This is a genomic window from Streptomyces sp. NPDC051133 (assembly GCF_040682635.1).
Classification (GTDB): Bacteria; Actinomycetota; Actinomycetes; order Streptomycetales; family Streptomycetaceae; genus Streptomyces.
In genome coordinates, this window is the sequence record NZ_JBFBBK010000034.1 from 53,427 (window position 1) to 75,466 (window position 22,040).

The 22,040-nt window shown below is 72.3% G+C and carries 18 protein-coding genes; 13 read left to right on the plus strand and 5 right to left on the minus strand.

Going from position 1 to position 22,040, the window contains the following annotated elements; genetic code table 11:
* Window positions 1-98: 98 nt before the first annotated feature.
* The 5 genes from AB0N17_RS30305 to AB0N17_RS30325 all read left to right on the plus strand — a co-directional run bounded on the left by AB0N17_RS30305 (window position 99) and on the right by AB0N17_RS30325 (window position 8,537).
* On the plus strand, window positions 99-1,769 hold the full coding sequence (locus AB0N17_RS30305) for a serine/threonine-protein kinase (RefSeq protein ID WP_366014736.1): 1,671 nt from the start codon (window positions 99-101) through the stop codon (window positions 1,767-1,769).
* Between the two features lie 117 nt (window positions 1,770-1,886).
* On the plus strand, window positions 1,887-3,743 hold the full coding sequence (locus AB0N17_RS30310) for a protein kinase (RefSeq protein WP_366014737.1): 1,857 nt from the start codon (window positions 1,887-1,889) through the stop codon (window positions 3,741-3,743).
* A 77-nt stretch (window positions 3,744-3,820) separates the two neighbouring features.
* Window positions 3,821-4,936, plus strand: a complete 1,116-nt coding sequence (locus AB0N17_RS30315) for a protein kinase (protein ID WP_366014738.1) — start codon at window positions 3,821-3,823, stop codon at window positions 4,934-4,936.
* A 136-nt stretch (window positions 4,937-5,072) separates the two neighbouring features.
* On the plus strand, window positions 5,073-6,686 hold the full coding sequence (locus AB0N17_RS30320) for a succinic semialdehyde dehydrogenase (protein WP_366014739.1): 1,614 nt from the start codon (window positions 5,073-5,075) through the stop codon (window positions 6,684-6,686).
* A 72-nt stretch (window positions 6,687-6,758) separates the two neighbouring features.
* Window positions 6,759-8,537 (plus strand): GMC family oxidoreductase, encoded by a 1,779-nt coding sequence (locus AB0N17_RS30325; RefSeq protein WP_366014740.1) that lies wholly within the window; start codon window positions 6,759-6,761, stop codon window positions 8,535-8,537.
* Window positions 8,538-9,224: 687 nt separating this feature from the next.
* Here AB0N17_RS30325 and AB0N17_RS30330 read toward each other — a convergent pair.
* On the minus strand, window positions 9,225-9,512 hold the full coding sequence (locus tag AB0N17_RS30330; RefSeq protein ID WP_366014741.1) for a chorismate mutase: 288 nt from the start codon (window positions 9,510-9,512) through the stop codon (window positions 9,225-9,227).
* Window positions 9,513-9,792: 280 nt separating this feature from the next.
* Between AB0N17_RS30330 and guaA the strand changes: the two genes are divergently transcribed.
* Window positions 9,793-11,373 (plus strand): glutamine-hydrolyzing GMP synthase, encoded by a 1,581-nt coding sequence (gene guaA, locus AB0N17_RS30335; protein ID WP_366014742.1) that lies wholly within the window; start codon window positions 9,793-9,795, stop codon window positions 11,371-11,373.
* 30 nt (window positions 11,374-11,403) lie between these two features.
* Here guaA and AB0N17_RS30340 read toward each other — a convergent pair whose 3' ends face one another.
* Window positions 11,404-11,871 (minus strand): pyridoxamine 5'-phosphate oxidase family protein, encoded by a 468-nt coding sequence (locus AB0N17_RS30340; RefSeq protein ID WP_366014743.1) that lies wholly within the window; start codon window positions 11,869-11,871, stop codon window positions 11,404-11,406.
* 139 nt (window positions 11,872-12,010) lie between these two features.
* Here AB0N17_RS30340 and AB0N17_RS30345 point away from each other — a divergent pair, with 139 nt between their 5' ends.
* Window positions 12,011-12,805 carry a class II aldolase/adducin family protein gene (locus AB0N17_RS30345; protein WP_366014744.1) on the plus strand — a complete coding sequence of 265 codons (795 nt, stop codon included), beginning with the start codon at window positions 12,011-12,013 and terminating at the stop codon, window positions 12,803-12,805.
* On the opposite strand, the gene AB0N17_RS30350 is transcribed toward AB0N17_RS30345, so the two are convergent.
* On the minus strand, window positions 12,798-13,685 hold the full coding sequence (locus tag AB0N17_RS30350; RefSeq protein WP_366014745.1) for a DUF4429 domain-containing protein: 888 nt from the start codon (window positions 13,683-13,685) through the stop codon (window positions 12,798-12,800). The genes AB0N17_RS30345 and AB0N17_RS30350 overlap by 8 nt on opposite strands.
* A 191-nt stretch (window positions 13,686-13,876) precedes the next feature.
* On the opposite strand from AB0N17_RS30350, the gene AB0N17_RS30355 reads away from it, so the two are divergent.
* On the plus strand, window positions 13,877-15,163 hold the full coding sequence (locus AB0N17_RS30355) for a hypothetical protein (protein WP_366014746.1): 1,287 nt from the start codon (window positions 13,877-13,879) through the stop codon (window positions 15,161-15,163).
* A 178-nt stretch (window positions 15,164-15,341) separates the two neighbouring features.
* Window positions 15,342-15,872, plus strand: coding sequence for a DoxX family protein (locus AB0N17_RS30360; RefSeq protein WP_366014747.1), 531 nt, complete (start codon window positions 15,342-15,344; stop codon window positions 15,870-15,872).
* Window positions 15,873-15,967: 95 nt separating this feature from the next.
* Here the strand turns inward: AB0N17_RS30360 and AB0N17_RS30365 are convergent, their stop codons facing one another.
* A complete protein-coding gene (locus AB0N17_RS30365; protein WP_366014748.1) occupies window positions 15,968-16,177 on the minus strand; it encodes a hypothetical protein in 210 nt (69 codons plus the stop codon).
* Window positions 16,164-17,660 carry a PspC domain-containing protein gene (locus tag AB0N17_RS30370; protein WP_366014749.1) on the minus strand — a complete coding sequence of 499 codons (1,497 nt, stop codon included), beginning with the start codon at window positions 17,658-17,660 and terminating at the stop codon, window positions 16,164-16,166. The genes AB0N17_RS30365 and AB0N17_RS30370 overlap by 14 nt, the downstream gene beginning before the upstream one ends.
* 211 nt (window positions 17,661-17,871) lie before the next feature.
* Here AB0N17_RS30370 and AB0N17_RS30375 point away from each other — a divergent pair, with 211 nt between their 5' ends.
* The 4 genes from AB0N17_RS30375 (at window position 17,872) to AB0N17_RS30390 (ending at window position 21,903) form a co-directional block, all read left to right on the plus strand.
* Window positions 17,872-19,161, plus strand: a complete 1,290-nt coding sequence (locus AB0N17_RS30375; protein WP_366014750.1) for a PspC domain-containing protein — start codon at window positions 17,872-17,874, stop codon at window positions 19,159-19,161.
* Window positions 19,158-19,868 carry a response regulator transcription factor gene (locus AB0N17_RS30380; protein WP_366014751.1) on the plus strand — a complete coding sequence of 237 codons (711 nt, stop codon included), beginning with the start codon at window positions 19,158-19,160 and terminating at the stop codon, window positions 19,866-19,868. Before AB0N17_RS30375 ends, AB0N17_RS30380 begins: the two co-directional genes overlap by 4 nt.
* A 62-nt stretch (window positions 19,869-19,930) precedes the next feature.
* Window positions 19,931-21,190, plus strand: coding sequence for an ATP-binding protein (locus tag AB0N17_RS30385; protein WP_366014752.1), 1,260 nt, complete (start codon window positions 19,931-19,933; stop codon window positions 21,188-21,190).
* The gene (locus AB0N17_RS30390) at window positions 21,190-21,903 is read left to right on the plus strand and encodes an RloB family protein (protein WP_366014753.1); all 714 of its coding nucleotides are present in this window, start codon (window positions 21,190-21,192) and stop codon (window positions 21,901-21,903) included. The genes AB0N17_RS30385 and AB0N17_RS30390 overlap by 1 nt, the downstream gene beginning before the upstream one ends.
* The last annotated feature ends 137 nt before the right edge of the window (window positions 21,904-22,040 follow it).

Sequence of the window (22,040 nt, forward strand, 5' to 3'; positions counted from 1 at the left end):
GTCACAGTGCTGTCACCTTGGCACCCCGCTGGTTCCCTGATGGGGGACCGGTCCTTAGTCTGACCCTGTCAAGAGCATTGCGGGGCAACGTGAATCAGATGCAGGGCCTGCTCATAGCGGGCCGCTACCGGCTCGCCGATTCGATCGGCAGCGGCGGCATGGGCCGGGTGTGGCGCGCCCACGACGAGGTGCTCCACCGGACGGTCGCCGTCAAGGAGTTGACCGCCGCGCTCTACGTCTCCGACGGCGACCGGTCCGTCCTGCTCGCCCGCACCCGGGCCGAGGCGCGGGCCGCCGCCCGCATCAACCACTCCGCCGTCGTCACCGTCCACGACGTCCTCGAACACGACGGCCGCCCGTGGATCGTCATGGAGCTGGTCGAGGGCAACTCACTGGCCGACGCCGTCAAGGAGCAGGGCCGGGTCGAGCCGCGGGAGGCGGCGCGGATCGGGCTGTGGGTGCTGCGGGCCCTGCGCGCCGCGCACACCGCCGGCGTACTGCACCGGGACGTCAAGCCCGGAAACGTGCTGCTCGGCCGGGACGGCCGGGTGCTGCTCACCGACTTCGGCATCGCCCAGATCGAGGGCGACACCACCATCACCCGTACCGGAGAGGTCGTCGGCTCGGTCGACTACCTGGCTCCGGAGCGGGTGCGCGGGCATGACCCGGGCCCGTCCTCCGACCTGTGGGCGCTGGGCGCCACGCTGTACACGGCCGTCGAGGGCCGTTCGCCGTTCCGCCGTACCTCGCCGCTGAGCACCATGCAGGCGGTGGTCGAGGAGGAGGCCGACGAGCCGCGCCACGCCGGCCCGCTCGAACCGGTCATCGCCGCCCTGCTGCGCAAGGAGCCCGGCCAGCGGCCCGGCGCGGAGGAGGCGGAGCAGTTGCTCGCCGAGGCGGCGGAGGGCCGACGGCCCAGCGCGGCCCAGGCGTTCGTGCCGACGCAGGGCTCGGGCCTGTCCAGAGCGGGCGGCGGCCAGGGCGCGGGCACGTCGGGCTACGGCTCGGGCGGGAACGGGCCGACGGCGGTCGGACCCACGCCGATGGGACCTCCGACGGGGACGGTCCCGGGCGGTACGGCGGTCCAGCCCGGCAGACCCGGGCGCCGGCCCCGGCGCCGGCTGCGCACGCTCGCGCTCGTCATCGCCTTCGCGGCCGTGCTCGGCGGCGGCTCGGCGGTGGCCTACCAGAAGTGGGGCGGATCGGAGCAGGACACCGGCGCGAGCGGCGGCGCGAGCCCGGCCACGAGCCCCGGCGGCAGCGCCACGCCGGGTGGCGACGGCACGGTCCGGGCCGGCTGGGAGGTGCACCACGACCCGCTCGGCTTCGGCCTCTCCCTGCCCAAGGGCTGGAAACGGAAGGCCTACAAGCTCAAGGACACCGACATCAAGCAGGTCGACTTCTCCCCGGACAACGGCCTGCACTTCGTCCGCGTCTCCATCGACGGCTCCCCGGACTTCGCCAACCCCTTCGAGCACCAGAAGGACCTGGAACAGCAGTTGCAGGGACTGGTCGACTACAAGCGCGTGACCATGAAGGCGAACCTCTACCGCGACCGCAGCGGCTCGGTGTGGGAGTACACCTGGTACGCCCTGGAGAAGGACCCTCCGCACGTGGCCGGAGACCGGCACGCGATCGAGGAGACGTACTACGCGCGCTCCGGCACCGAGTACGCCATCTACATGTCGACGCCGGCCGCCGACTGGGCCTTGACCAGCGAGCAGTTCAAGTGGGTGCTGCAGAGCTGGCAGGAGACGAACGGCGGCTGACGGGCCGTCGCCGCAGGACGGGGCGGGCCGAAGACGGCCGAAAAGGGCGGGGTGAACCGCCCGGCTTGGCCGATCGGCGCCCCGGAGCGCATGGGTCCGGTGCGGCATGATGGGCGCATGGGGACCGAGGGCGCCGACTTCCGGCTGATCGCGGGCCGTTACCGCCTGGAGGCACGCATCGGGCGTGGCGGCATGGGCGTCGTGTGGCGGGCCGTCGACGAGCTGCTGGGACGGCGGGTCGCGGTCAAGGAACTCCTGCCGGACGACTCCCTCTCCGAGGACGACGCGCGCCGCCGCCGGGACCGTACCTTCCGTGAGGCGCGCGCGGTCGCCCAGCTGCGGCACCCGCACCTCATCGTCGTGCACGACGTGGTGGAGCACGACGAACGCCCCTATCTCGTCATGGAGTTGGTCGAGGGCGGTTCGCTCGCCGACCGGATCTCGCGGGACGGCCCGGTGGACGCCGCCGAGGCCGCGCGGATCGGCATCGCCCTGCTCGGCGCGGTGCGCACCGCGCACGAGGCGGGGGTGCTGCACCGGGACATCAAGCCGGCGAACGTCCTGATCGAGTCCGACACCGGCCGGGTCGTGCTCACCGACTTCGGCATCGCGCAGGTCGCGGGCGCGACGACGCTGACCGAGACCGGCTCCTTCGTCGGCTCGCCCGAGTACACCGCGCCCGAGCGGATGTCGGGGCTGCGCACCGGGCCGGAGTCCGACCTGTGGTCGCTGGGCGCGCTGCTGTGCACGGTGCTCAGCGGCGAGTCGCCGTTCCGGCGCGACTCGATCGGCGGCATCCTGCACGCCGTCGTCGCCGACGACATCCGGCCACCGGACGAGGCCGAGCCGCTGCTGCCCGTCGTACGGGGCCTGCTGGACCGTGACCCCGACCGGCGGCTGGACGCGGCAGGCGCCGAGTGGATGCTGCGCATCTACCTGGAGACGGGCCGGACCCCCGAAGCCCCGCGCCCGTCCGGCGCGTCGCCCGGCGCACCCGGCACCGGGCGCGGGCACCGGATCGGCGGGGCGTTCACGGCGTGGCCGGGGTCCGGCGGCGGCCGTACGGCGTGGCCGGGTGCGCGTGGCGGGCGTGCGGCCGGGGGCCGTACGCCGGGGTCCGGGCCCGGCGGAGAATCCGCAGCCGACGGGGCACGCGCGTCCGGGGCGGGTGACTCCGCGGCCTACGCGCCGACCCGGCCCGACGCGCCGCGCGGTGGCCCGCTGCCGTCCGCCGTGCCCGGATCGCCGGCGGACGGAGCCACGGCCCCGGTCCCGGCCCGGTCGTCCACGCGCGGGATGCTGGTCGCGGCGCTGCTCGTCGCCGCGCTGGCCGGTGCGGGTGTGTCGGCGGCGCTGCTGCTGCACCGGAACGGGGAAGGGGGCGGCGGCAGCCCGGGCGGTACGGCGACGAGCCCGGCGCCGGGGAGCAGCACCGGCCCGGTCTCCCCGTCGGGGGGCCCGGCGCGTCCGACGTCCTCGGCGACACGCCCGACGGCCGGCGCGCCGGCCACCGGCGACGCGCACACGGCGCCCTCCGGGTACCGCACGGCCCGGGACCCGGGCGGCTTCTCCCTCGCCGTACCGGAGGACTTCACCCGCAGCCCGCAGGGTGAACGCGTCTTCTACCTCTCCCCGGGCGGGACCTACCGCCTCGGCATCAGGACCACCGTCGCCCAGCCGGGCGGCCCGCAGGGCGTGATGGACCGGTCGGCCGCCGACGGGCCGTCCACCAACCCCGGTTACCGCGACGGCCGGGTCACCCGGACCACGCACCGCGGACACCCGGCCGCGCTGTGGGAGTTCACCTGGGACGGTTTCAGCACCGCCGAGGGGCCGCGCCACACCTACGACGTGTGCTGGGAGGAGGCCGGGCGGTTGTACGACGTGTGGGTGTCGGCACCGGTGGGGAAGGTGCGGGAGGCGCGCGAGTACTTCGACGTGGCGGTGGACACCTTCTCGGCCACGCGCGGCTGACTCGGCGGCCTGGACGTCAGGAACGTCTGAGCCGCTCCACTTCGACAACGGCGTGGTGCGCACGGTACTCATGTGACATGAGTGGAGACGGCGAACGCCCGCCCGACGCACGTCTGATCGGCGGCCGCTACCGGCTGACCGGGCGCCTGGGATCCGGCCCGACCGGGACCGTCTGGCGCGCCCGGGACGAACAGGGCCGGGGTCACGTCGCCGTCAAGGAGCCGCTGCTGCCCGGCGATCCGGCCGACGACGAGGAGAGCCGGCGGAGCGCGCACCGGCTCTACCGGGAGGCCCGCGCCGCCGCCCGGGTCCGGCACCCCTCCGCCGTCACGGTGTACGACGTCGTCACCGAGGCCGGAGTCCCGTGGATCGTCATGGAGTTGGTGGCGGGCGAATCCCTGGAGGAGGCCCTGCGGCGCGGTCCGCTGCCGCCCGCCGAGGCCGCCCGGATCGGCCTCGCCGTCCTCGGTGCGCTGAGCGCCGCCCACGGCGTCGGGATCGTGCACCGGGATGTGAAACCGGCCAATGTCCTGATCGAGTCCGGCACCGGGCGGGTGGTCGTCACGGACTTCGCGATCGGGGACGGGCACACGGAGGAGTCTCCGGCCGGTTTCGTCGCGCCCGAGCGGGCCGCCGGACCGGGCGCCGGTCCCGCCTCCGACCTGTGGTCCCTGGGCGCGCTGCTGCGCTCGGCCGTCGGGAACGCGGACCCGGGGGAACTGGGCTCGCTGGGCCCGCTGCTGGACCGGCTGCACGCGGACAGCCCCGAGGCGCGGCCCGGCGCTCAGGAGGTCGCGGCGGAACTGCGCGCGTACCTCGGACTGCCCCCGGCCCCGGAGCCCCGCACGCCCGCACCGGCTTCCGGTCCGCAGTCGGGTGCGCCCGCGGCGGCTTCCGGTCCGCAGTCGGGTGCGTCCGCGGCGGCTCCCGCCCCGCACTCGGGTACGCCCGCGCCGGCTCCTTCCCCGGAAGCGCGTACGCGCGTCAGCGCGGCCGAACCCGTCACCGCGGCCGAACCCGTGCCCGCGCCCGGATCCATGCCCGCGCCCGGATCCGCGCCCGCGCCTGAATCCGTGCCGGAGCCGGTCCCGGACGCCTCGGGGCGGGGGCGTGGCCAGGAGCGCGACCCCCGCCGCCGCACCCCCCTCGCCGCCCTCGGTCTCCTCCTCGCGAAAAAACCCGGAACCGACTGATCGTCTCGCCCACAGCCGTGTCAACGCCCTGATCAGCGCATTCGCTGCCAGTGTTCACTGGCAGTGTGTGAGCACTCGGTGAATCCCCGTTACCGACGGGTACCCAAAGCCTCCGCCGCGGCATACCCTGCGCGTCATGACGGACACGCAGGCCTCGGACATCGCCGGAACCAACCCCCTCGCGCCCGCCCCCGAAGGCGCCCGCACCGCCGCCGACGTGGTGACCCCGGAGCTGGTGGCCCAGCTCACCAAGGGTGTCGTCGGCTCCGGTCGTACCGCCAATCACACCCCGTTCACCGGCGAGAAGCTGGCCGACCTGCCCGAGTCCACCCCCGACGACGTGCTCAAGGCCTTCGAGGCGGCCCGGGCCGCGCAGGCCGTGTGGGCGAAGACCCCGGTACGGCAGCGGGCCGCCGTCCTCCTCCGCTTCCACGACCTGGTGCTGCAGCGGCAGGCCGAGGTCCTCGACCTCATCCAGCTGGAGACCGGCAAGGCCCGGCTGCACGCGCACGAGGAGGTGCAGGCCGTCGCCGTCGCGGCCCGCCACTACGGCCGCCGCGCCGCCGCCTACCTGAGGCCGAAGCGGCACGCGGGCGCCATGCCGACCCTGACCAAGGTCACCGAACTCCGCCAGCCGCGCGGAGTGGTGGGCCAGATCGCTCCCTGGAACTACCCCCTGGAGCTGTCCGTCGGCGACGCCCTGCCGGCCTTCGTCGCGGGCAACGCGGTGGTGATGAAGCCGGACACCGAGACCTGCCTCACCGCGCTGTGGGCACGTGACCTGCTCATCGAGTCCGGCCTGCCCGAGGGTGTCTTCCAGATCGTCCTCGGCGAGGGTCCCGTCGTCGGCCCGGAGCTGGTCAGGCACGCCGACTACGTCTCCTTCACCGGCTCCACCCGCACCGGCCGCGAGGTCGCCCAGGGCGCCGCCGCCCGCCTGGTCGGCGTCTCCCTCGAACTCGGCGGCAAGAACGCCATGCTGGTGCTGGACGACGCCGACATCGAGAAGGCCGCCGCCGGCGCCGTACGCGCCTGCTTCTCCTCCGCCGGACAGCTCTGCATCTCCATCGAGCGGCTCTACGTCCACGAGTCCGTCGCCGACGCCTTCCTGGAGCGCTTCGCCGCCCGCACCCGGGCCATGCGGCTCGGCAACTCACTCGCCTACGGGGCCGACATGGGCTCGCTGGTCGGGGAGCGGCAGCTGAAGACCGTCGAACGGCATGTCCAGGAGGCCGTCACCAAGGGCGCGAAGGTGGTCGCGGGCGGGGTGGCCCGCCCCGACATCGGCCCCTACTTCTTTGAGCCCACCATCCTCGACGGCGTCGCGGACTCCATGGCGGTGTGCGAGGAGGAGACCTTCGGCCCGGTCGTCTCGGTCTACCGCTTCAAGAGCGACGAGGAAGCCGTCGAGCGCGCCAACGCCACGCCGTACGGCCTGAACGCGTCCGTGTGGACCAGGAGCGCCCGCCGCGGCCTGGACGTCGCCGGCCGCCTGCGCACCGGCACGGTCAACGTCAACGAGGGCTACGCCCCCGCCTACGGCAGCGTCCAGTCCCCGATGGGCGGCATGAAGGACTCCGGCCTCGGCCGCCGCCACGGCTCCGAAGGCATCCTCAAGTACACCGAGGCCCAGACGGTGGCCCAGCAGCGCCTGCTGCCGATGGCGCCGTCGCTGGGCATGACGGACGAGAAGTACGCCCAGTTCATGAGCACGAGTCTGAGGGTCATGAAGGCGTTCCGGTTCAGGTAGCCAGCCCAGGGGTGCGGGGACCGCGCGCCCAGCCACAGACGGCCCGCAGCCGAAACTCAACGAGGAGTACACGTGCCGCAAGATGCCTACGACTATGACGTCCTGATCGTCGGCTCCGGCTTCGGCGGCTCGGTATCCGCCCTGCGTCTGACGGAGAAGGGGTACAAGGTCGGCGTCCTGGAAGCCGGCCGCCGCTTCACCCGCGAGACCCTTCCGAAGAACTCGTGGGACCTGAAGAACTACCTCTGGGCCCCCAGGCTCGGCCTGTTCGGCATCCAGCGCATCCATCTGCTGGGCAACGTGATGGTGCTGGCCGGCGCGGGCGTCGGCGGCGGCTCCCTCAACTACGCCAACACCCTCTACGTCCCCCCGAAGCCCTTCTTCGACGACCCGCAGTGGCGGGACATCACCGACTGGCAGGAGGAGTTGAAGCCGTACTACGACCAGGCCCAGCGCATGCTCGGCGTCCGGCTCAACCCCACCATGACCCCGTCCGACGTGCATCTGAAGGCGGCGGCCGAACGGATGGGCGTGGGCGACACCTTCCATCTCGCCCCGGTCGGCGTGTTCTTCGGTGACGGCAAGGACGCCGACGGGTCGGCGCGGGCGAAGCCGGGGGAGCGGATCGCGGACCCGTACTTCGGCGGGGCCGGCCCGTCCCGCAACGCGTGCACCGAGTGCGGCGAGTGCATGACGGGCTGCCGGCACGGCGCGAAGAACACCCTCAACGAGAACTACCTCCACCTGGCCGAGAAGGCGGGCGCGGTGGTCCACCCCATGACGACGGTCGTGTCGGTCACCGACGACTCGCGGGGCGGATACGCCGTGGCCACCCTGCCGACGGACCGGAAGAAGAAGGGCGAGGGCCGGACCTTCACCGCACGCAGGGTCGTCCTCGCGGCGGGCACCTACGGCACCCAGACCCTGCTGCACCGCATGAAGACGGGCGGTCAGCTGCCGTACCTGTCGAACCGGCTGGGCGAGCTGACCCGCACCAACTCCGAGGCGCTGGTCGGCGCGCAGACCGACAGCCGGCGCTACCGCAAGGCGACCGGCGAGCCGAAGGCCGACTTCACGCGCGGTGTCGCCATCACCTCCTCCATCCACCCGGACGCGAACACGCACATCGAGCCGGTCCGTTACGGCAAGGGCTCCAACGCGATGGGCGGTCTGTCGATCCTCCAGGTGCCGTACGCCGAGGGCTCCTCGCGGGTCCTGGCCTGGCTGGCGAACGCGGCCCGGCACCCGCTGCTGGTCGCCCGCTCGCTGTCCAACCGGCGCTGGTCGGAGCGGACCATCATCGGCCTGGTCATGCAGTCGCTGGACAACTCGCTGACCACGTACCTGAAGCCGGGCGGCGTCGGCAGGGGCCTGCTCACCGCGCGGCAGGGCCACGGCTCCCCGAACCCCAAGCAGATCAAGGCCGCCACTCAGGCCGCCTCCGCGCTCGCCGCCGAGATCAACGGGTTCGCGGGCAGCAACGTCGGCGAGCTGATGGGCACCCCGCTGACCGCGCACTTCCTCGGCGGCTGCCCCATCGGCGACTCCGCGGAGACGGGCGTGATCGACCCCTACCACCGCCTCTACGGCCACCCGGGCATCTCGGTCGTGGACGGTGCGGCGGTCTCGGCGAACCTGGGCGTGAACCCGTCGCTGACGATCACCGCGCAGGCCGAACGGGCGATGTCCTTCTGGCCGAACAACGGCGAGGAGGACCCCCGTCCCGCGCCGGGAGCGGTGTACGAGCGGCTGAAGCCGGTGGAACCGCAGTCCCCGGCGGTCCCGGCGGAGGCGTTCGGCGCGCTGCGGCTGCCGTTCCTGGGGATGCCGGCGATGCCGCCGAAGGAGTAGAGGTCCCAGACAGCACAGAGGGACCTGCATCCCCCTCCGAAGGCAGGTCCCTCTCGGCGTCTTTTTAGACTCGGCAGGTTTGATCAGCGAGAACGCGAAAGGGTTGCTCCGGCGGCACCAGATTGCGGTGTGGGGTGCGTCACATCGCGTGCGTCGCCCCGTGCGCGTCGCATCGTGTGCGTCGCTCCGTGTGCGTCGCGGGGGCGGGGAAGCGTGCGATGACGAAGGGCCCCGCGGGACGGAGAGACCGCGGGGCCCTTCTCGGGTCAGCACCGACGTCAGGGCGGCGTCGGTGCCAGGAGCGGCGCCGGGGGGTTGCGCCGCTGGTTCTGTGGACGCGGCAATGCCGGGGTGCGCGCGGGGACTCGGGGATCGGCGCATCGTGCTGGACGGGCGACGTCCGCGACCGTTCGCCCCGGCACTGGTGGTATGTGTAGTTTTCCGCCGATCGGCCCCGGGCGTCCCCGGAGCCGACCGTTCTCTTGGGTGACCGGGCTGCTGTCCCCTGCCGTCCGGTCACTTCCCTGGAGCGAGGTCCCACGGCGTACGGCACGACCCGTACGCCTCATCGCCCCAGCGAGCCACGCGTGGTTCTGTCGGGCCCGCCCCTGGCTGGCACGGACACCCCGCTCAACGAAGGGGTGCGCGGGCCGGTCACGCGCCGTACGGGTGAGACGGTGGTCGAACTCAGATGCGACCCCGGCACAGTTCCAGCAGGGTCATGGCGAGGGCGGTGCCGGGCTTGCCGAGGGCCTCGCGGTAGCGGCCGAGGATCTCCATCTCACGGGACAGGTTCACCCGCCGGCCGCCCGACGCGATCCGGGTCTCCTGGACGACGGCGGAGACGGCCATCCGTTCCTGGACGAGACCGATGATCCGGTCGTCGAGGGTGTCGATGCGCTCGCGGGCGTCCGAGATGGTCGCTTCCGGAGTGACCGTAGGGGGCGTGGCGTGCGGGGTGACGGTGCTGCTCATGTCGGGGGCTCCTCGATCGGAAGGGGGCCCGGAACGACAGAACCCGGAAAACGCCAGACGCCCCGGGCCTTGTCGGCCCGGGGCGCCTGGGAAGTCGCTTGGCGGTTCGCTCAAGCAGCACGACCATGGCAGCCGGCGGGCCGGGTGCCATAGGTAAAGACGAAGGTCGCGTGCTGAAGCATGAGCCCAGTATGCCACGGCGAAGTCCAGGGGAGGCCTTCCCGCCCACACCGTTAGACTCGGTAGCACAGACCCCCGCCCGACCACCAGAAGGCACCCCGTGTCATCAGCGACTCCCACTGCCGGCACCCCCGACACCGTCCTGGTCGTCGATTTCGGCGCGCAGTACGCCCAGCTCATCGCCCGTCGCGTCCGCGAGGCGCGGGTCTACAGCGAGATCGTGCCGAGCACCACGCCGGTCCAGGAGATGCTCGCCAAGAACCCCGCGGCGATCATCCTCTCCGGCGGCCCCTCCTCGGTGTACGAGCCGGGTGCCCCCACCCTCGACCGTGAGCTCTTCGAGGCCGGCGTCCCCGTCTTCGGCATGTGCTACGGCTTCCAGCTGATGGCGCAGGCCCTCGGCGGCACCGTCGACAACACCGGTGCCCGTGAGTACGGCCGCACCGACCTGCACGTCTCGAAGAACTCCTCCACCCTGTTCGAGGGCACCCCGGACGAGCAGCACGTGTGGATGTCGCACGGCGACGCCTGCTCCGCCGCCCCCGAGGGCTTCGCGGTCACCGCGTCCACGGACGTCGTCCCCGTCGCCGCCTTCGAGAACGACGAGAGGAAGCTCTACGGCGTCCAGTACCACCCCGAGGTCATGCACTCCACGCACGGCCAGCAGGTGCTGGAGCACTTCCTGTACCGCGGCGCGGGCCTGAAGCCGGACTGGACCACGGGCAACGTGATCGAGGAGCAGGTCGCCGCGATCCGCGAGCAGGTCGGCGACAAGCGCGCGATCTGCGGTCTGTCCGGCGGTGTCGACTCCGCCGTCGCCGCCGCCCTCGTCGCGCGGGCCATCGGCGACCAGCTGACCTGCGTGTACGTCGACCACGGCCTGATGCGCAAGGGCGAGACCGAGCAGGTCGAGAAGGACTTCGTGGCCGCGACCGGCGTGAAGCTGGTCGTCGTGGACGCCGAGGAGCGCTTCCTGGCCGCGCTCAAGGGCGTCTCCGACCCCGAGGAGAAGCGCAAGATCATCGGACGTGAGTTCATCCGCGTCTTCGAGCAGGCGCAGGCGGACATCATCGCCGACGAGGGCCCGGCCGTGGAGTTCCTGGTCCAGGGCACCCTGTACCCGGACGTGGTGGAGTCCGGCGGCGGCACCGGCACCGCGAACATCAAGTCGCACCACAACGTCGGCGGCCTGCCCGAGGACCTCGAGTTCCAGCTGATCGAGCCGCTGCGCAAGCTGTTCAAGGACGAGGTCCGCATGGTCGGCCAGGAGCTGGGCCTGCCGGAGGAGATCGTCCAGCGCCAGCCGTTCCCGGGCCCGGGCCTCGGCATCCGCATCGTCGGCGAGGTGACCAAGGAGCGTCTGGACCTGCTCCGCGACGCCGACGCCATCGCCCGCGAGGAGCTCACCGCGGCCGGCCTGGACCGCGACATCTGGCAGTGCCCGGTGGTCCTGCTCGCCGACGTCCGCTCGGTCGGCGTCCAGGGCGACGGCCGCACCTACGGCCACCCGATCGTGCTGCGCCCGGTGTCCTCCGAGGACGCCATGACGGCCGACTGGTCGCGGCTGCCGTACGACGTCCTCGCGAAGATCTCGACCCGGATCACCAACGAGGTCCGGGACGTCAACCGCGTCGTCCTCGACGTGACCTCGAAGCCCCCGGGCACCATCGAGTGGGAGTAGTCCTCAGGGGCCTCAGGGACCTCAGGGGCCCTAGGCGCGCTTGAGCGTGCGCAGGGGCTCACCGGGCTTCCAGACCTGGGTGACGAGGTACTTCTCGTCCTCGACGTAGGTCCGTACGACTTCGGTCAGCTCGGTACGGAAGAGGTGGAACGGCTGCGGCGGTTCCACCTCTTTCACGTACGCCCCCTTCACGGCCGCGTCGACGACCTCGAACGCCCGCCCGCCGACCCGGACGTCACCGCCGTCGCTCATGTCGTCGGCGCCGGGATGCGTCTGGAGCGCGAAGCGCGGGTCGCGGAGCAGGTCGAGCGCCTTGCGGGAGCCCGGCATCATCCCGAGCCACAGCTCTCCGCCCGAGAAGCGGACCTCCAGACCGGAGGTGCGCGGAGAGCCGTCCTTGCGCAGGGTCGCGAGGACGTGGTGCCGGTACGCGCCGAAGCGTTCCTCGGCGGTCGCCGCCAGTTCGGGTGCGGCGTGGGTGAAGGCTGCCCAGTTCATACGCGCCAGCCTCGCGGACAACCCCGACATCTTCTGTCGGGTATTCGCTGCGTACGTCATCTTTACAAATCAGCTCTGCCCTTTTGCGCGGACCGGCGGTAACTTCCGGCCGTACCGCAATTCCAGTGCTGGAGGACCTATGCACGGGCCGACCCCGCCCCTGCCGCTGCCCACCGACCAGCTGCAGTTCGCCATGCCCCCGATGCACGGGTCCCTGGAGGACGAACGCCGGCACCGCAAGGAGCGGCTCGCGGGCGCCCTGCGGATCTTCGGGCGGGCCGGCCTGGAGGACGGGGTGTCGGGGCACATCACGGCCCGCGATCCGGAGTTCTCCGACTGCTTCTGGGTCAACCCGTTCGGGATGCCGTTCAAGCACGTCACCGTCGGCGACCTGGTCCTCGCCAACCAGGACGGGCAGGTCGTCGAGGGCCGCTACCACGTCAACCAGGCCGCCTTCACCGTCCACGCCCAGGTGCACGCCGCCCGCCCGGACGTCGTCGCCGTCGCCCACTGCCACTCCGTGCACGGCCGTGCCCTGGCCGCGCTCGGCGAGCTGGTGGAACCGATCACCCAGGAGAGCTGCGCCTTCTACGAGGACGTGGCGCTCTACGACGCCTACAGCGGCGTCACCGTCGACGCCGAGGAGGGCCGCCGCATCGCGGGCGCCCTGGGCTCGTGCAAGGCGCTCGTGCTGCGCAACCACGGTCTGCTCACCGTCGGGGACTCGGTGGACGCGGCGGCCTGGTGGTTCCTGTCCATGGAGCGGTCCTGTCAGGTGCAGCTGCTGGCCCGCGCCGCCGGGCGTCCGGTGCTCATCGACCACAAACTGGCCGTCGCCACCCGCGAGCAACTCGGCGGCGACCTGGTGGCCTGGATCAACTACCAGCCCCTGTGGCAGGACATCAGCCGCAGCGAACCGGACCTGCTCAGCTGAAGTCCCGCAGCACCGCCGCCTTCGTCCTCGCGAACTCGTCGTCCGTGAGCACCCCGTCCCGGTGCAGCGACCCCAACTCCCGCAGCCGGCGCAGCAGTACGTCGTGCCGGCCGCCCTGTGCCGGTACGGCGGGGCGCCGCCCGTCCCGGCCGTCGTACCCGCCGCCCACCCGGGTGGAGGGATGCGGGAGCCGGGCGGTGACGGCCGCCGCGACCAGCGCGGTCAGCAGATCGCGGCGCACGCTGCCCCACAGGTCCAGGGTGTAGGGGTCCCGCTCGGGCGGCAGCTTGGACAACACCGTCTCCGGGGTCACGAACCGCAGGAAGCCGTCCTCGTACCCCGAGTTCGGCAGCCACTCCACCCGCACCAGATCGCCGACCGCGATGATCCTGGGGCCCGTCGCGCGCTTGACCCGGTCCGAGGTGTCGGCCCAGTCGATGCGGACCTGGCCGCCGTCGAAGGAGACCGTGCCGTCGGAGGACCGCACCGACACCGGCACCGGCGGGCCCGGCAGCAGATAGCCGGTCGTGGGCTCCTTGGGCACCTGGTCGAGGAGCAGCGCATGCCGGATCTCCTGTACGACGTACTCCGCGATCCCGCCGCGGTCCGCGTCCACCGACAGCCGATAGGGGTCGGCGGGGTCCGGCAGCCGGCCGCCGGTGGCCTGCAGCAGCGGGTCGGCGCCCTCCCGCAGCCGCATCCGCAGCCGCCCCCGTCGGCGCTCCGGCTCGTAGACCACCCCCGAGACCGCCTCCAGCGGCACGGCGATCTCCCCGTACGTCTGCCGGAACAGCGGCACAGCACGGTGCAGTCCGGGAGTGATCCGGATCGTGCTGCCGTCGAAGGCCCAGGTCCCGTCCCGCTGGATGATCTCGGCCATACGGGAATTCTCGCAGCCGGGTCAACACGGCGGCCCGCGACTTCACCCGCCGTGACCCGGGCCGACGGCCCCGCAGGGCCCGCCGTAGGGCACAATTCGCTGTCGACGCGGGGGAGTTGCACGGCGACGGGACGGCCCACCGAGGGGCCGTCGGCCGTGTCGGAAGGTCGTGGGGAAGGCGGGCGTCGGGCGTGGCGGTGCAGGAGGCGAGAGGAGGCACGGGTGCGGGTGCCGGGCGGCTTCACGAGGGCGGCTGCACCTGTGGGGACTGTCCGCACGGCGCCCGGGAGGGACACCGGCGGGCCGTCGCCGCGTTCCTGCGCCGGCGGGACGAGTTCGCGGCCGGGCAGGGCCTGCCGGCGGCCGTGGCGCACTCGGCGTCGGCGTCCCGCCAGTGGGTCTCCGAGGAGCTGACCCAGCGGGCGGAGGCCGTCGCCGAACGCGGCCGCGCCGAGGGCGAGGCATGGCTCGCCGGGCTGTGGCTGCGGACGGTGTGCGTGGTGTGGGGCGCGGTCGTCGCCCTGCTGCTCGGCGAGGCGCTCACCGCGGTCGGAGCGGGCTGGACCGGAGCCCGCAGCGGGGCGCTGCTCGCCGCGCTCGTCGTGGCCGGTGCGCTGACCGCCGCCTGCCGGCTCCACCGGGCGCGCGGCGGGATCCTCGCCCCGGTGATCGGCGAGGACAACCGGATGTCCACCTCCCGGACGGTGGCCGCGTCCTGGGTGCTCTTCGTCGGCTACGCCGTCCTGCTGCTGGCGGCCCGCCTGGCCGGCGCCTCCGGCCACGCCGAACGCGACGCGCTGATCTCGGGACTCGACCTCGCGCGTGGCGCCGGCACGGTCACCGTCCTCGCCGTGGTGTGCGGGATCGCCGTCCTGGTCCGCCGGGTGGTGGGGCTGCGCGTCCTCTCCCAGCGGCTGCAGAAGGTGCCGGCGCACCGGCCGCGCGCCGCCGACCTGCTCACCGACGACTCCGGCCGGGGGGCCTTCACCGACATCCAGTACGTCGCCGTCAGCGCCGTCGCCCTGCTGTTCACCGCCGTACGGCTCGCCCGCCGCCCCGATCAGCTGCCGGACCTGCCCTGGGGGCTGGGGGTGATCGTGCTGATCTCGGCCGCGACCTACCTGGCCGGCAAGTACGCCGAGGGCGGCCGCCCGGTGATCCTCTCGGTGGTCCGCGCCCGCGAACCCGGAGACCTGGACGGCCCGATCCGCACCGGCGACGACATCGAGATCCGCGGCACGGGCTTCGTCCCGCCCGGCGCCCAGGGCGCCGACCGGCTCTCCCGGACGGTCGTCCGTATCGGCGCGGTCGACGTCCATGTCCCGCTGGTCCCCGTCACGGGCGGCTTCCGCAACCCCGCCGACACCGTCCTGACCGTGCCCGTCCCCGCTGATGTCGAGCCCGGCACGGTGGAGATCCAGGTGATCACCGCGGCCGGCGTGGCCACCAACCGGTGCATCGTCCAGATCACCGAGTGAACGGCGCGACCCGCTCCGACCCCCTCCCACCGCGCGTCTCCTCCCTTTGCGCGCACCCTTGCGCTGTGCGTGGACCGAAATCCGGAAAAACCCGCGGGACAGGATTGAACGGGGCCCACTCGTCATACGTATCGTCGAAGTGAGGGGCGGTACCTCGGGCGAGAGGCGGCTGTAAACGATGACCCACAGCATCCGGACGGACACGGACGCGCACTGGCTGAGCAGCTCGCGCGACCTGCGGGACACCGCGGCCCAGTACGCCCTGCTCCCCCTCCGCATCTTCCTCGGCGTCACCTTCATCTACGCGGGCCTGAACAAGCTCACCGACAGCGCCTTCCTGAAGGCCGCCGGCACGGGTTCGATCGGCGACACCATGCGCGCGGCCCGCGACTCCGCCGCCGTCCCGGCGCTGATCGACCTGGCGCTGAAGAGCCCGGTCGGCTTCGGCTGCGCCATCGCCCTCGGCGAAGTGGCCGTCGGCATCGGCACCCTGCTCGGCCTGTTCGGACGGCTGGCCGCACTCGGCGGCGCCCTGATCTCGCTCAGCCTCTGGCTGACGGTGAGCTGGGCGACGACCCCCTACTACTACGGCAACGACCTCGCCTACCTGATGGCCTGGCTGCCGCTGATCCTCGCCGGCGCCCCCTATCTCTCCCTGGACGCGGCCTGGCGGACCCGACGCCGCCGACGGTCCGGCGGCTACCGGTAAGGCCGCCGAACCCGGAAGGCCCACCAAACCCAGAGGCCCTCACCTGTGCAAGCATCCGGCAGGCGTGTCACCGGCGTCCTCCCGGGAGTCCGCACCTAGCCACCCTCGGCGCCACCCCGTCTGCGTATCGCCCTGGCCAGCACCCCCGTGGCGCCGGCCAGGCACAGGCCGCCGACCACCAGCGGCACGACCACGAACCACGGCGTCCGCCACACCCCGGCCGCGTCTCCCGCGTAGACCACACCCGTGGCCGTCAGGAAGAGCCCGGCGACCAGCCTCCCCGGCTGGAACTCATGACGCAGCACGGCTGACCTCCACCTCTCCGACCCCGACCCCCAGCGTGAGGTCCAGGGTGCCCGCGTCCTTGGCGCCCTTGGCCGGCGCCACCGTCACGGCCTTGTGCCTGCCCGGCTGCACGTCCACGTCCTTCCTGTCGGCGCCGGGCAGCCGGATGTCGCCCACGCCCACGTCGATGTCCATGTGCACGGTCGCGTCCGCCGGCAGGATCACCTTCAGCTGTCCCGCGCCCACACGGGCGTCCGTGGCGGCGGTCTGTCCCTTACCCGGCCGTATCCGGGTCAGGTCCAGGGTGGCCCGCCCGGTGCCGAGCTCGTACCGGGGCCGCAGCTCCGTGGACGCCGCCGGTCTCCAGGACGTATCCCGCCAGTGGGTGGTGATGTCCCGGGGCATGGCCGCCGCCCCGGTGAGCAGCGCCGCCGTGACGAGTGCCAGGAACACCGTCCCCGCTCCCGTACGGCCCAGGACGGCGCTGACCATGACGCCCAGTCCGAAGACCGCCAGCGCACAGGCCAGACCGGTCTGCAGGCTGGTTCCCAGCGGGTGGGTGTCCCAGGTCAGCCCGGAGCCCAGGCCGCCGGCCAGCAGGGCGAAGAGGAACACCCAGCCGCCGATCCAGCGCGGGCCGCGCGGTCTCGGCGCGGTGGTGCGCGGCGGCTGTGGGGAGCCGGGGTGGGTCCAGGGGATGGCGATGCCGACGTCGACGGCCGAGAGGGGGTCCGGCCCGCGGGCCTCGCCGGGGCCCCAGAGGTAGCCGGTGCCACCGACATGGGTGCCGTCCTTGACGATCGGGTCCCGCCACCAGGACGGGTAGGCGGTGACGACCGGCGGCGCCTGGGCCTCCGGCGGGGCGTCGGCGGCGGCCTGCGCGGAGAGCGGGTCGGGATCGGGGGCGCCACGGCGCCGCGACCAGTACCCGGCGCCCGCCAGCAGCAGGGAGAGCACCACGGCGAAGGCCAGCACCGCGCCGTTTCTCAGCATGGTCAGGAAGACCCCGCAGCCGACCAGGGCGAACAGCACGGCGGCCAGCGCCTGGCCGTCGACCCGGCCGGTGAGCAGTTTGCGGACCTCGTTCTCCTCCTTGTCCTCGTACGGCACCAGCAGCCAGGCGAAGCCGTAGAAGATGAGGCCGATGCCGCCGGTCGCCGAGAGCACGGCCAGGGTGATCCGGAAGATCACCGGGTCCATGTCGGTGTGCCGGCCCAGTCCCGCGCACACGCCCGCGATCATCTTGTGCCCGCGGTCGCGCCGGAACGGGTCGGGGGTCCCGGCGATGTCCTGGTGCAGCTGGTCCTGGTCCTGGTCCTGGCCCTGGTCCTGGTCGTCGGTCCGGCGGTCGGTGCCGGTTCCGGCGTCGGTCCCCGTGCCGGTGTCGGCCGCCCCCGTCCCCTCCGTCGCGGCGGGCGCGGCATCCGTCGGCCCGGTGCCCGGGTCCGGGCGCGGGCCGGGGCCGGGTCCCGGACCCGTCGCGGCGTGCTCGTGATCCGTCATGCGTCCATGGTGACGGCCCGGCCGGTGCGACGGCAGCCGGGACGACCCTGGGTGAACCCTGAAATCGGCCCTGAGGCGGGGCCGGGAAGCGTTCGAGGGGCCCGGACCGCCGCCCGTCCACCCTTCCCCGGGCCGCCCCCGGCGAAGATCAGGGGCGTCTCGGGGGCCGACCCTGATGCTCTGCCCCGCCCGACGTGTGACCATCGTTGGCATGCCGGAAGCCGCAAGCCCGCCACTCGACGACCCGCGGCCGCCGCGCAAGCTCTACCGCAGCAGCGACGGACGCTGGCTCGGCGGAGTGGCGCGGGGCCTGGCCGGGCATCTCGGGCTGCCCGTCATCTGGGTGCGGCTCGCCTTCGTCGGCCTGTTCATGGCCAACGGACTCGGTGCGCTGCTGTACGCGGCCTTCTGGTTCTTCGTCCCGCTCGGCGTCGGCGGTGTCGGCGACCAGAAGCCGCCGCTGGTGGCCACGGAGACCGCGCCGGGCGGCCGGCGCAGGCTGGTGACCCGCAAGCCGGACAAGGGGCAGATCGCCGCGCTGCTCCTCATGGTCATCGTGTCCATGGTGTTCGTGGGCAGCGTCAATCTCAGCGGCGCGGCCAAGGCCTATCTGGTGCCCGCCGTGCTCGTCGCAGCCGGTGTCGCCCTGGTCTGGCGGCAGGCGGACAACGCCCGGCGGGCCCGCTGGGCCGAGGCCGGCCGCCGGCGCCGCACCCTCACCCTGGTGCGCGCGGCCGCCGGTGTCCTGCTCGTCACGGCCGGTGTCTCCGCCATCTTCGTCCTGCAGGGCTCCGCCGCCCACCTCGGCGCGGTCCTCCAGGCGGCCCTCGCCGTCCTCGTCGGCATCACGCTGCTCGCCGGGCCCTACCTGGTGCGTATGACCCAGGACCTCTCCGAGGAGCGCCTGATGCGCATCCGCGCCCAGGAGCGCGCCGAGGTCGCCGCCCACGTCCACGACTCCGTGCTGCACACCCTCACCCTGATCCAGCGCAACGCCGACAACGCGAACGAGGTCCGCCGCCTGGCCCGCGCCCAGGAGCGCGACCTGCGCACCTGGCTGTACAAGCCGGAGGGCACCGGCAAGGACGAGGCCGACGAGCCGGACACGGTCGCCGAGGCGGTGCGGCGCAACGCGGCCGAGGTGGAGGACAAGCACGGCGTGCCCATCGAGGTCGTCGTGGTCGGCGACTGCCCGCTCGACGAGAGAATCGGCGCCCAGATGCAGGCCGCGCGCGAGGCGATGGTGAACGCCGCCAAGTACGGTGGCGAGGGCGGTGCCGTACAGGTCTATGCCGAGGTCGAGGGGAGGACGGTCTTCGTGTCCGTGCGCGACCGGGGCCCGGGCTTCGACCTCGACTCGATACCCGCCGACCGCATGGGCGTTAGAGAATCGATCATCGGCCGCATGGAACGCAACGGCGGCACGGCGCGGCTGCGTGCGGTGCCGGACGGCGGCACGGAGGTCGAGCTGGAGATGGAGAGGGCGGAGAAGACGTCATGAGCGACGCGACCGAGGCGAACGGCACGGCGGGAGCGCCGGAGGCGGGGCGGCACGTACAGGTCGTGCTGGTGGACGACCACCGGATGTTCCGCACCGGCGTCCAGGCCGAGATCGGCCAGACCGCCGAGACCGGCGTCGAGGTGGTCGGCGAGGCCGCGGACGTCGACCAGGCGGTCACGGTCATCACCGCGACCCGGCCCGAGGTGGTCCTCCTCGACGTCCATCTGCCGGGCGGCGGCGGCGTCGAAGTGCTGCGCCGGTGCGCGGCGTTGATGGCGGACGCCGAGCGGCCCGTCCGCTTCCTCGCGCTGTCCGTGTCGGACGCGGCGGAGGACGTGATCGGCGTGATCCGCGGTGGCGCCCGCGGCTATGTCACCAAGACCATCACCGGTACCGACCTGATCGACTCGATCTTCCGGGTCCAGGAGGGCGACGCCGTCTTCTCCCCGCGCCTGGCCGGGTTCGTGCTGGACGCCTTCGCCTCCACCGACGCCCCGCCCGTGGACGAGGACCTCGACCGCCTCACCCAGCGCGAGCGCGAGGTGCTGCGCCTGATCGCCCGGGGCTACGCCTACAAGGAGATCGCCAAGCAGCTGTTCATCTCGGTGAAGACGGTCGAGTCCCATGTCTCGGCGGTCCTGCGCAAGCTCCAGCTGTCCAACCGGCACGAACTGACCCGCTGGGCGACGGCGCGCCGGCTGGTCTGACCGTCTGCTAGGCGCGCCGACGATCACACCGTTACGCTGGGCCCGACGGGAGGAGGGTTCGCATGCTGCTGCGTTTCCGCACAGCGAACGTACGGTCACTGCGCGATGAGCAGGAGCTGTCCTTCGTCGTTCCACCCCGTGAGGAATCCGACGCGGGGCGCATGGTTCTGCTCTCAGACGGCAAGCAATTGGAGATCTATCCGGTTCTTGGAGTCTTCGGTGCCAACGCTTCGGGCAAGTCCAACGTCATCACCGCGTTGAAAAAGATGAGAAGTGCGGTCCTGGACTCCTACGGGTTGTGGACCTCCTACACCGGAGTCCCCGAGCGCGAGCCTTTCGCCCTCGATGCCGAGTCGCCAGGCGAGAGCACTTTCTACGAGGCGGACTTCGCCCTCGACGACGGGGTGCGCTGGACCTACGGCTTCGAGCTGGGGGACCGGAGGGTCGAGTCGGAGTGGCTCCATGCCTACCCCAAAGGCCGCCGACAGGTCTGGCTGGACAGGGACGCCACCAGGGACAACCCCTACGACTTTCCCGGTGACCGTGTTCAGGACCGCGCCAGACTGGCGCGCTCCACGCGCCCGAACGCCCTTCTCCTCAGCCGCGCCGCGAGCGACAACCACCCTCAGCTGTCCCGCATCTACGACTGGTTCCGGTCGAACCTGTGGGACATCACCCCCGAGACCGAGCTGCGGGACCGGGAGAACTACACGGCCCAGCAACTCCTCGACGACCGGAACGGAGCACGCGTCCGGGAGCTGTTGAGAGTGGCCGACCTCGGTATCCAGGGAGCCGAGGTCGAACGCCAGCCGGGGGGCAGACCCCCCACGGTCAGACTCCTGCACGGAAACGACCGTGACACCGCGGTGGCCCTCGACTGGGCGAAGGAATCCTTCGGGACCCGTTCCTGGTTCGCTCTGATCGGTCCGCTTCTGCTGGCCCTGGACAGCGGCGCGGTGCTGCTGATCGACGAGCTCGACGCGAGCCTGCACCCGAAGTTCGCGTCAGAGGTGGTCAGCCTGTTCCAGGCGCCCTGGTCCAACAAGAAGAACGCCCAGCTGCTCTTCACCTCCCACGATGCCTCTCTCCTGAAGAGCCCGAGAGGCGGCAGGCTGCTCGAACCAGGCCAGATCTGGCTGACGGAGAAGGACAAGCGCGGAGCCACCGAGCTGTACCCGCTGAGCGACTTCGACCCCAAGCCCGAAGAAGATCTCGAGGACTCGTACCTGGCCGGCGCTTACGGTGCCGTACCGAATGTCGACCAGGGCCAGATCGGACGCAAGGTCCTCGCGGCACTGGCAGGGGAGGCAGAGCGGTCCTGATGGCGAGGGACAAGGGGCGGGACAATCCGGCACGGGTCAAGCGACAGCGGAAGCTACGACGAGAGGTATACGTCTTCACCGAGGGCGAGGTCACAGAACCCGGCTTCATCACCTTCGTGACGGAGAACGGCACCCGCAAGGAACCCGAGCACGAGATCGTCTGCAAGGTCGAGAACCGCCGGGCGCCGACCAAGCGCCGCAAGCCGCTCCCCTTGGTGGAGGACGCCATCACCAAGTGGCACGAGGTCCGGCGAGCCGCCGCGAAGGCCGGGATCGAGCCCGACGACTGGAGCTGGCCGCAGGTGTGGTGTCTGTTCGACCGTGACGAGCACGAGGACATCCCCACGGCGTTCGCCAGGGCTAGGAGGGAGGAACTGCACGTCGCCTACTCCCACCCGTGCTTTGAGCTGTGGCGACTGCTGCACTACCAGAACTACACGAGCACCTTCGGCGGAGTCTGCGACAGCGCGGCGAACCGGCTGAAGCAGCAGCCGGGATTCGCGCAGACCTACGGGCCCACCATCCGGTCCCTCTCCGAGGAGCAGGTCAAGCAGGTCATGCCCGGTCAGCTGAGCGGCCGGTACAAGACGGCGCAGCGCTATGCGGAGGGCCTCGCCCGCCGTCACGCTGGCCGCGCGGACCAGAATGGCTGGGACCCTTACACGGATGTGTGGAGGTTTGTCGAGGAGGGCCTGGACGTCTCCGACTACTGACTGGGCGGTCGAGGGGCCACAGGCCTCGGGCATCGGGGCCACTTTCGGTCACCGTGCGCACACGGTGAAAGAGGCCCTCCAGAAGACCGTAGGCTTCCCTCTGCACCCTCGCGTCGCCATGCAGGGTTGCCAGCGGA

Coding starts and splice junctions, on each gene's coding strand:
- AB0N17_RS30390 (WP_366014753.1), top strand. CDS start 21,190: ATGGCGAGGGACAAGGGGCGGGACAATCCGGCACGGGTCAAGCGACAG.
- AB0N17_RS30305 (WP_366014736.1), top strand. CDS start 99: ATGCAGGGCCTGCTCATAGCGGGCCGCTACCGGCTCGCCGATTCGATC.
- AB0N17_RS30385 (WP_366014752.1), top strand. CDS start 19,931: ATGCTGCTGCGTTTCCGCACAGCGAACGTACGGTCACTGCGCGATGAG.
- AB0N17_RS30320 (WP_366014739.1), top strand. CDS start 5,073: ATGACGGACACGCAGGCCTCGGACATCGCCGGAACCAACCCCCTCGCG.
- AB0N17_RS30345 (WP_366014744.1), top strand. CDS start 12,011: ATGCACGGGCCGACCCCGCCCCTGCCGCTGCCCACCGACCAGCTGCAG.
- AB0N17_RS30375 (WP_366014750.1), top strand. CDS start 17,872: ATGCCGGAAGCCGCAAGCCCGCCACTCGACGACCCGCGGCCGCCGCGC.
- AB0N17_RS30380 (WP_366014751.1), top strand. CDS start 19,158: ATGAGCGACGCGACCGAGGCGAACGGCACGGCGGGAGCGCCGGAGGCG.
- AB0N17_RS30310 (WP_366014737.1), top strand. CDS start 1,887: ATGGGGACCGAGGGCGCCGACTTCCGGCTGATCGCGGGCCGTTACCGC.
- AB0N17_RS30315 (WP_366014738.1), top strand. CDS start 3,821: ATGAGTGGAGACGGCGAACGCCCGCCCGACGCACGTCTGATCGGCGGC.
- AB0N17_RS30370 (WP_366014749.1), bottom strand. CDS start 17,660: ATGACGGATCACGAGCACGCCGCGACGGGTCCGGGACCCGGCCCCGGC.
- AB0N17_RS30330 (WP_366014741.1), bottom strand. CDS start 9,512: ATGAGCAGCACCGTCACCCCGCACGCCACGCCCCCTACGGTCACTCCG.
- AB0N17_RS30360 (WP_366014747.1), top strand. CDS start 15,342: ATGACCCACAGCATCCGGACGGACACGGACGCGCACTGGCTGAGCAGC.
- AB0N17_RS30350 (WP_366014745.1), bottom strand. CDS start 13,685: ATGGCCGAGATCATCCAGCGGGACGGGACCTGGGCCTTCGACGGCAGC.
- AB0N17_RS30340 (WP_366014743.1), bottom strand. CDS start 11,871: ATGAACTGGGCAGCCTTCACCCACGCCGCACCCGAACTGGCGGCGACC.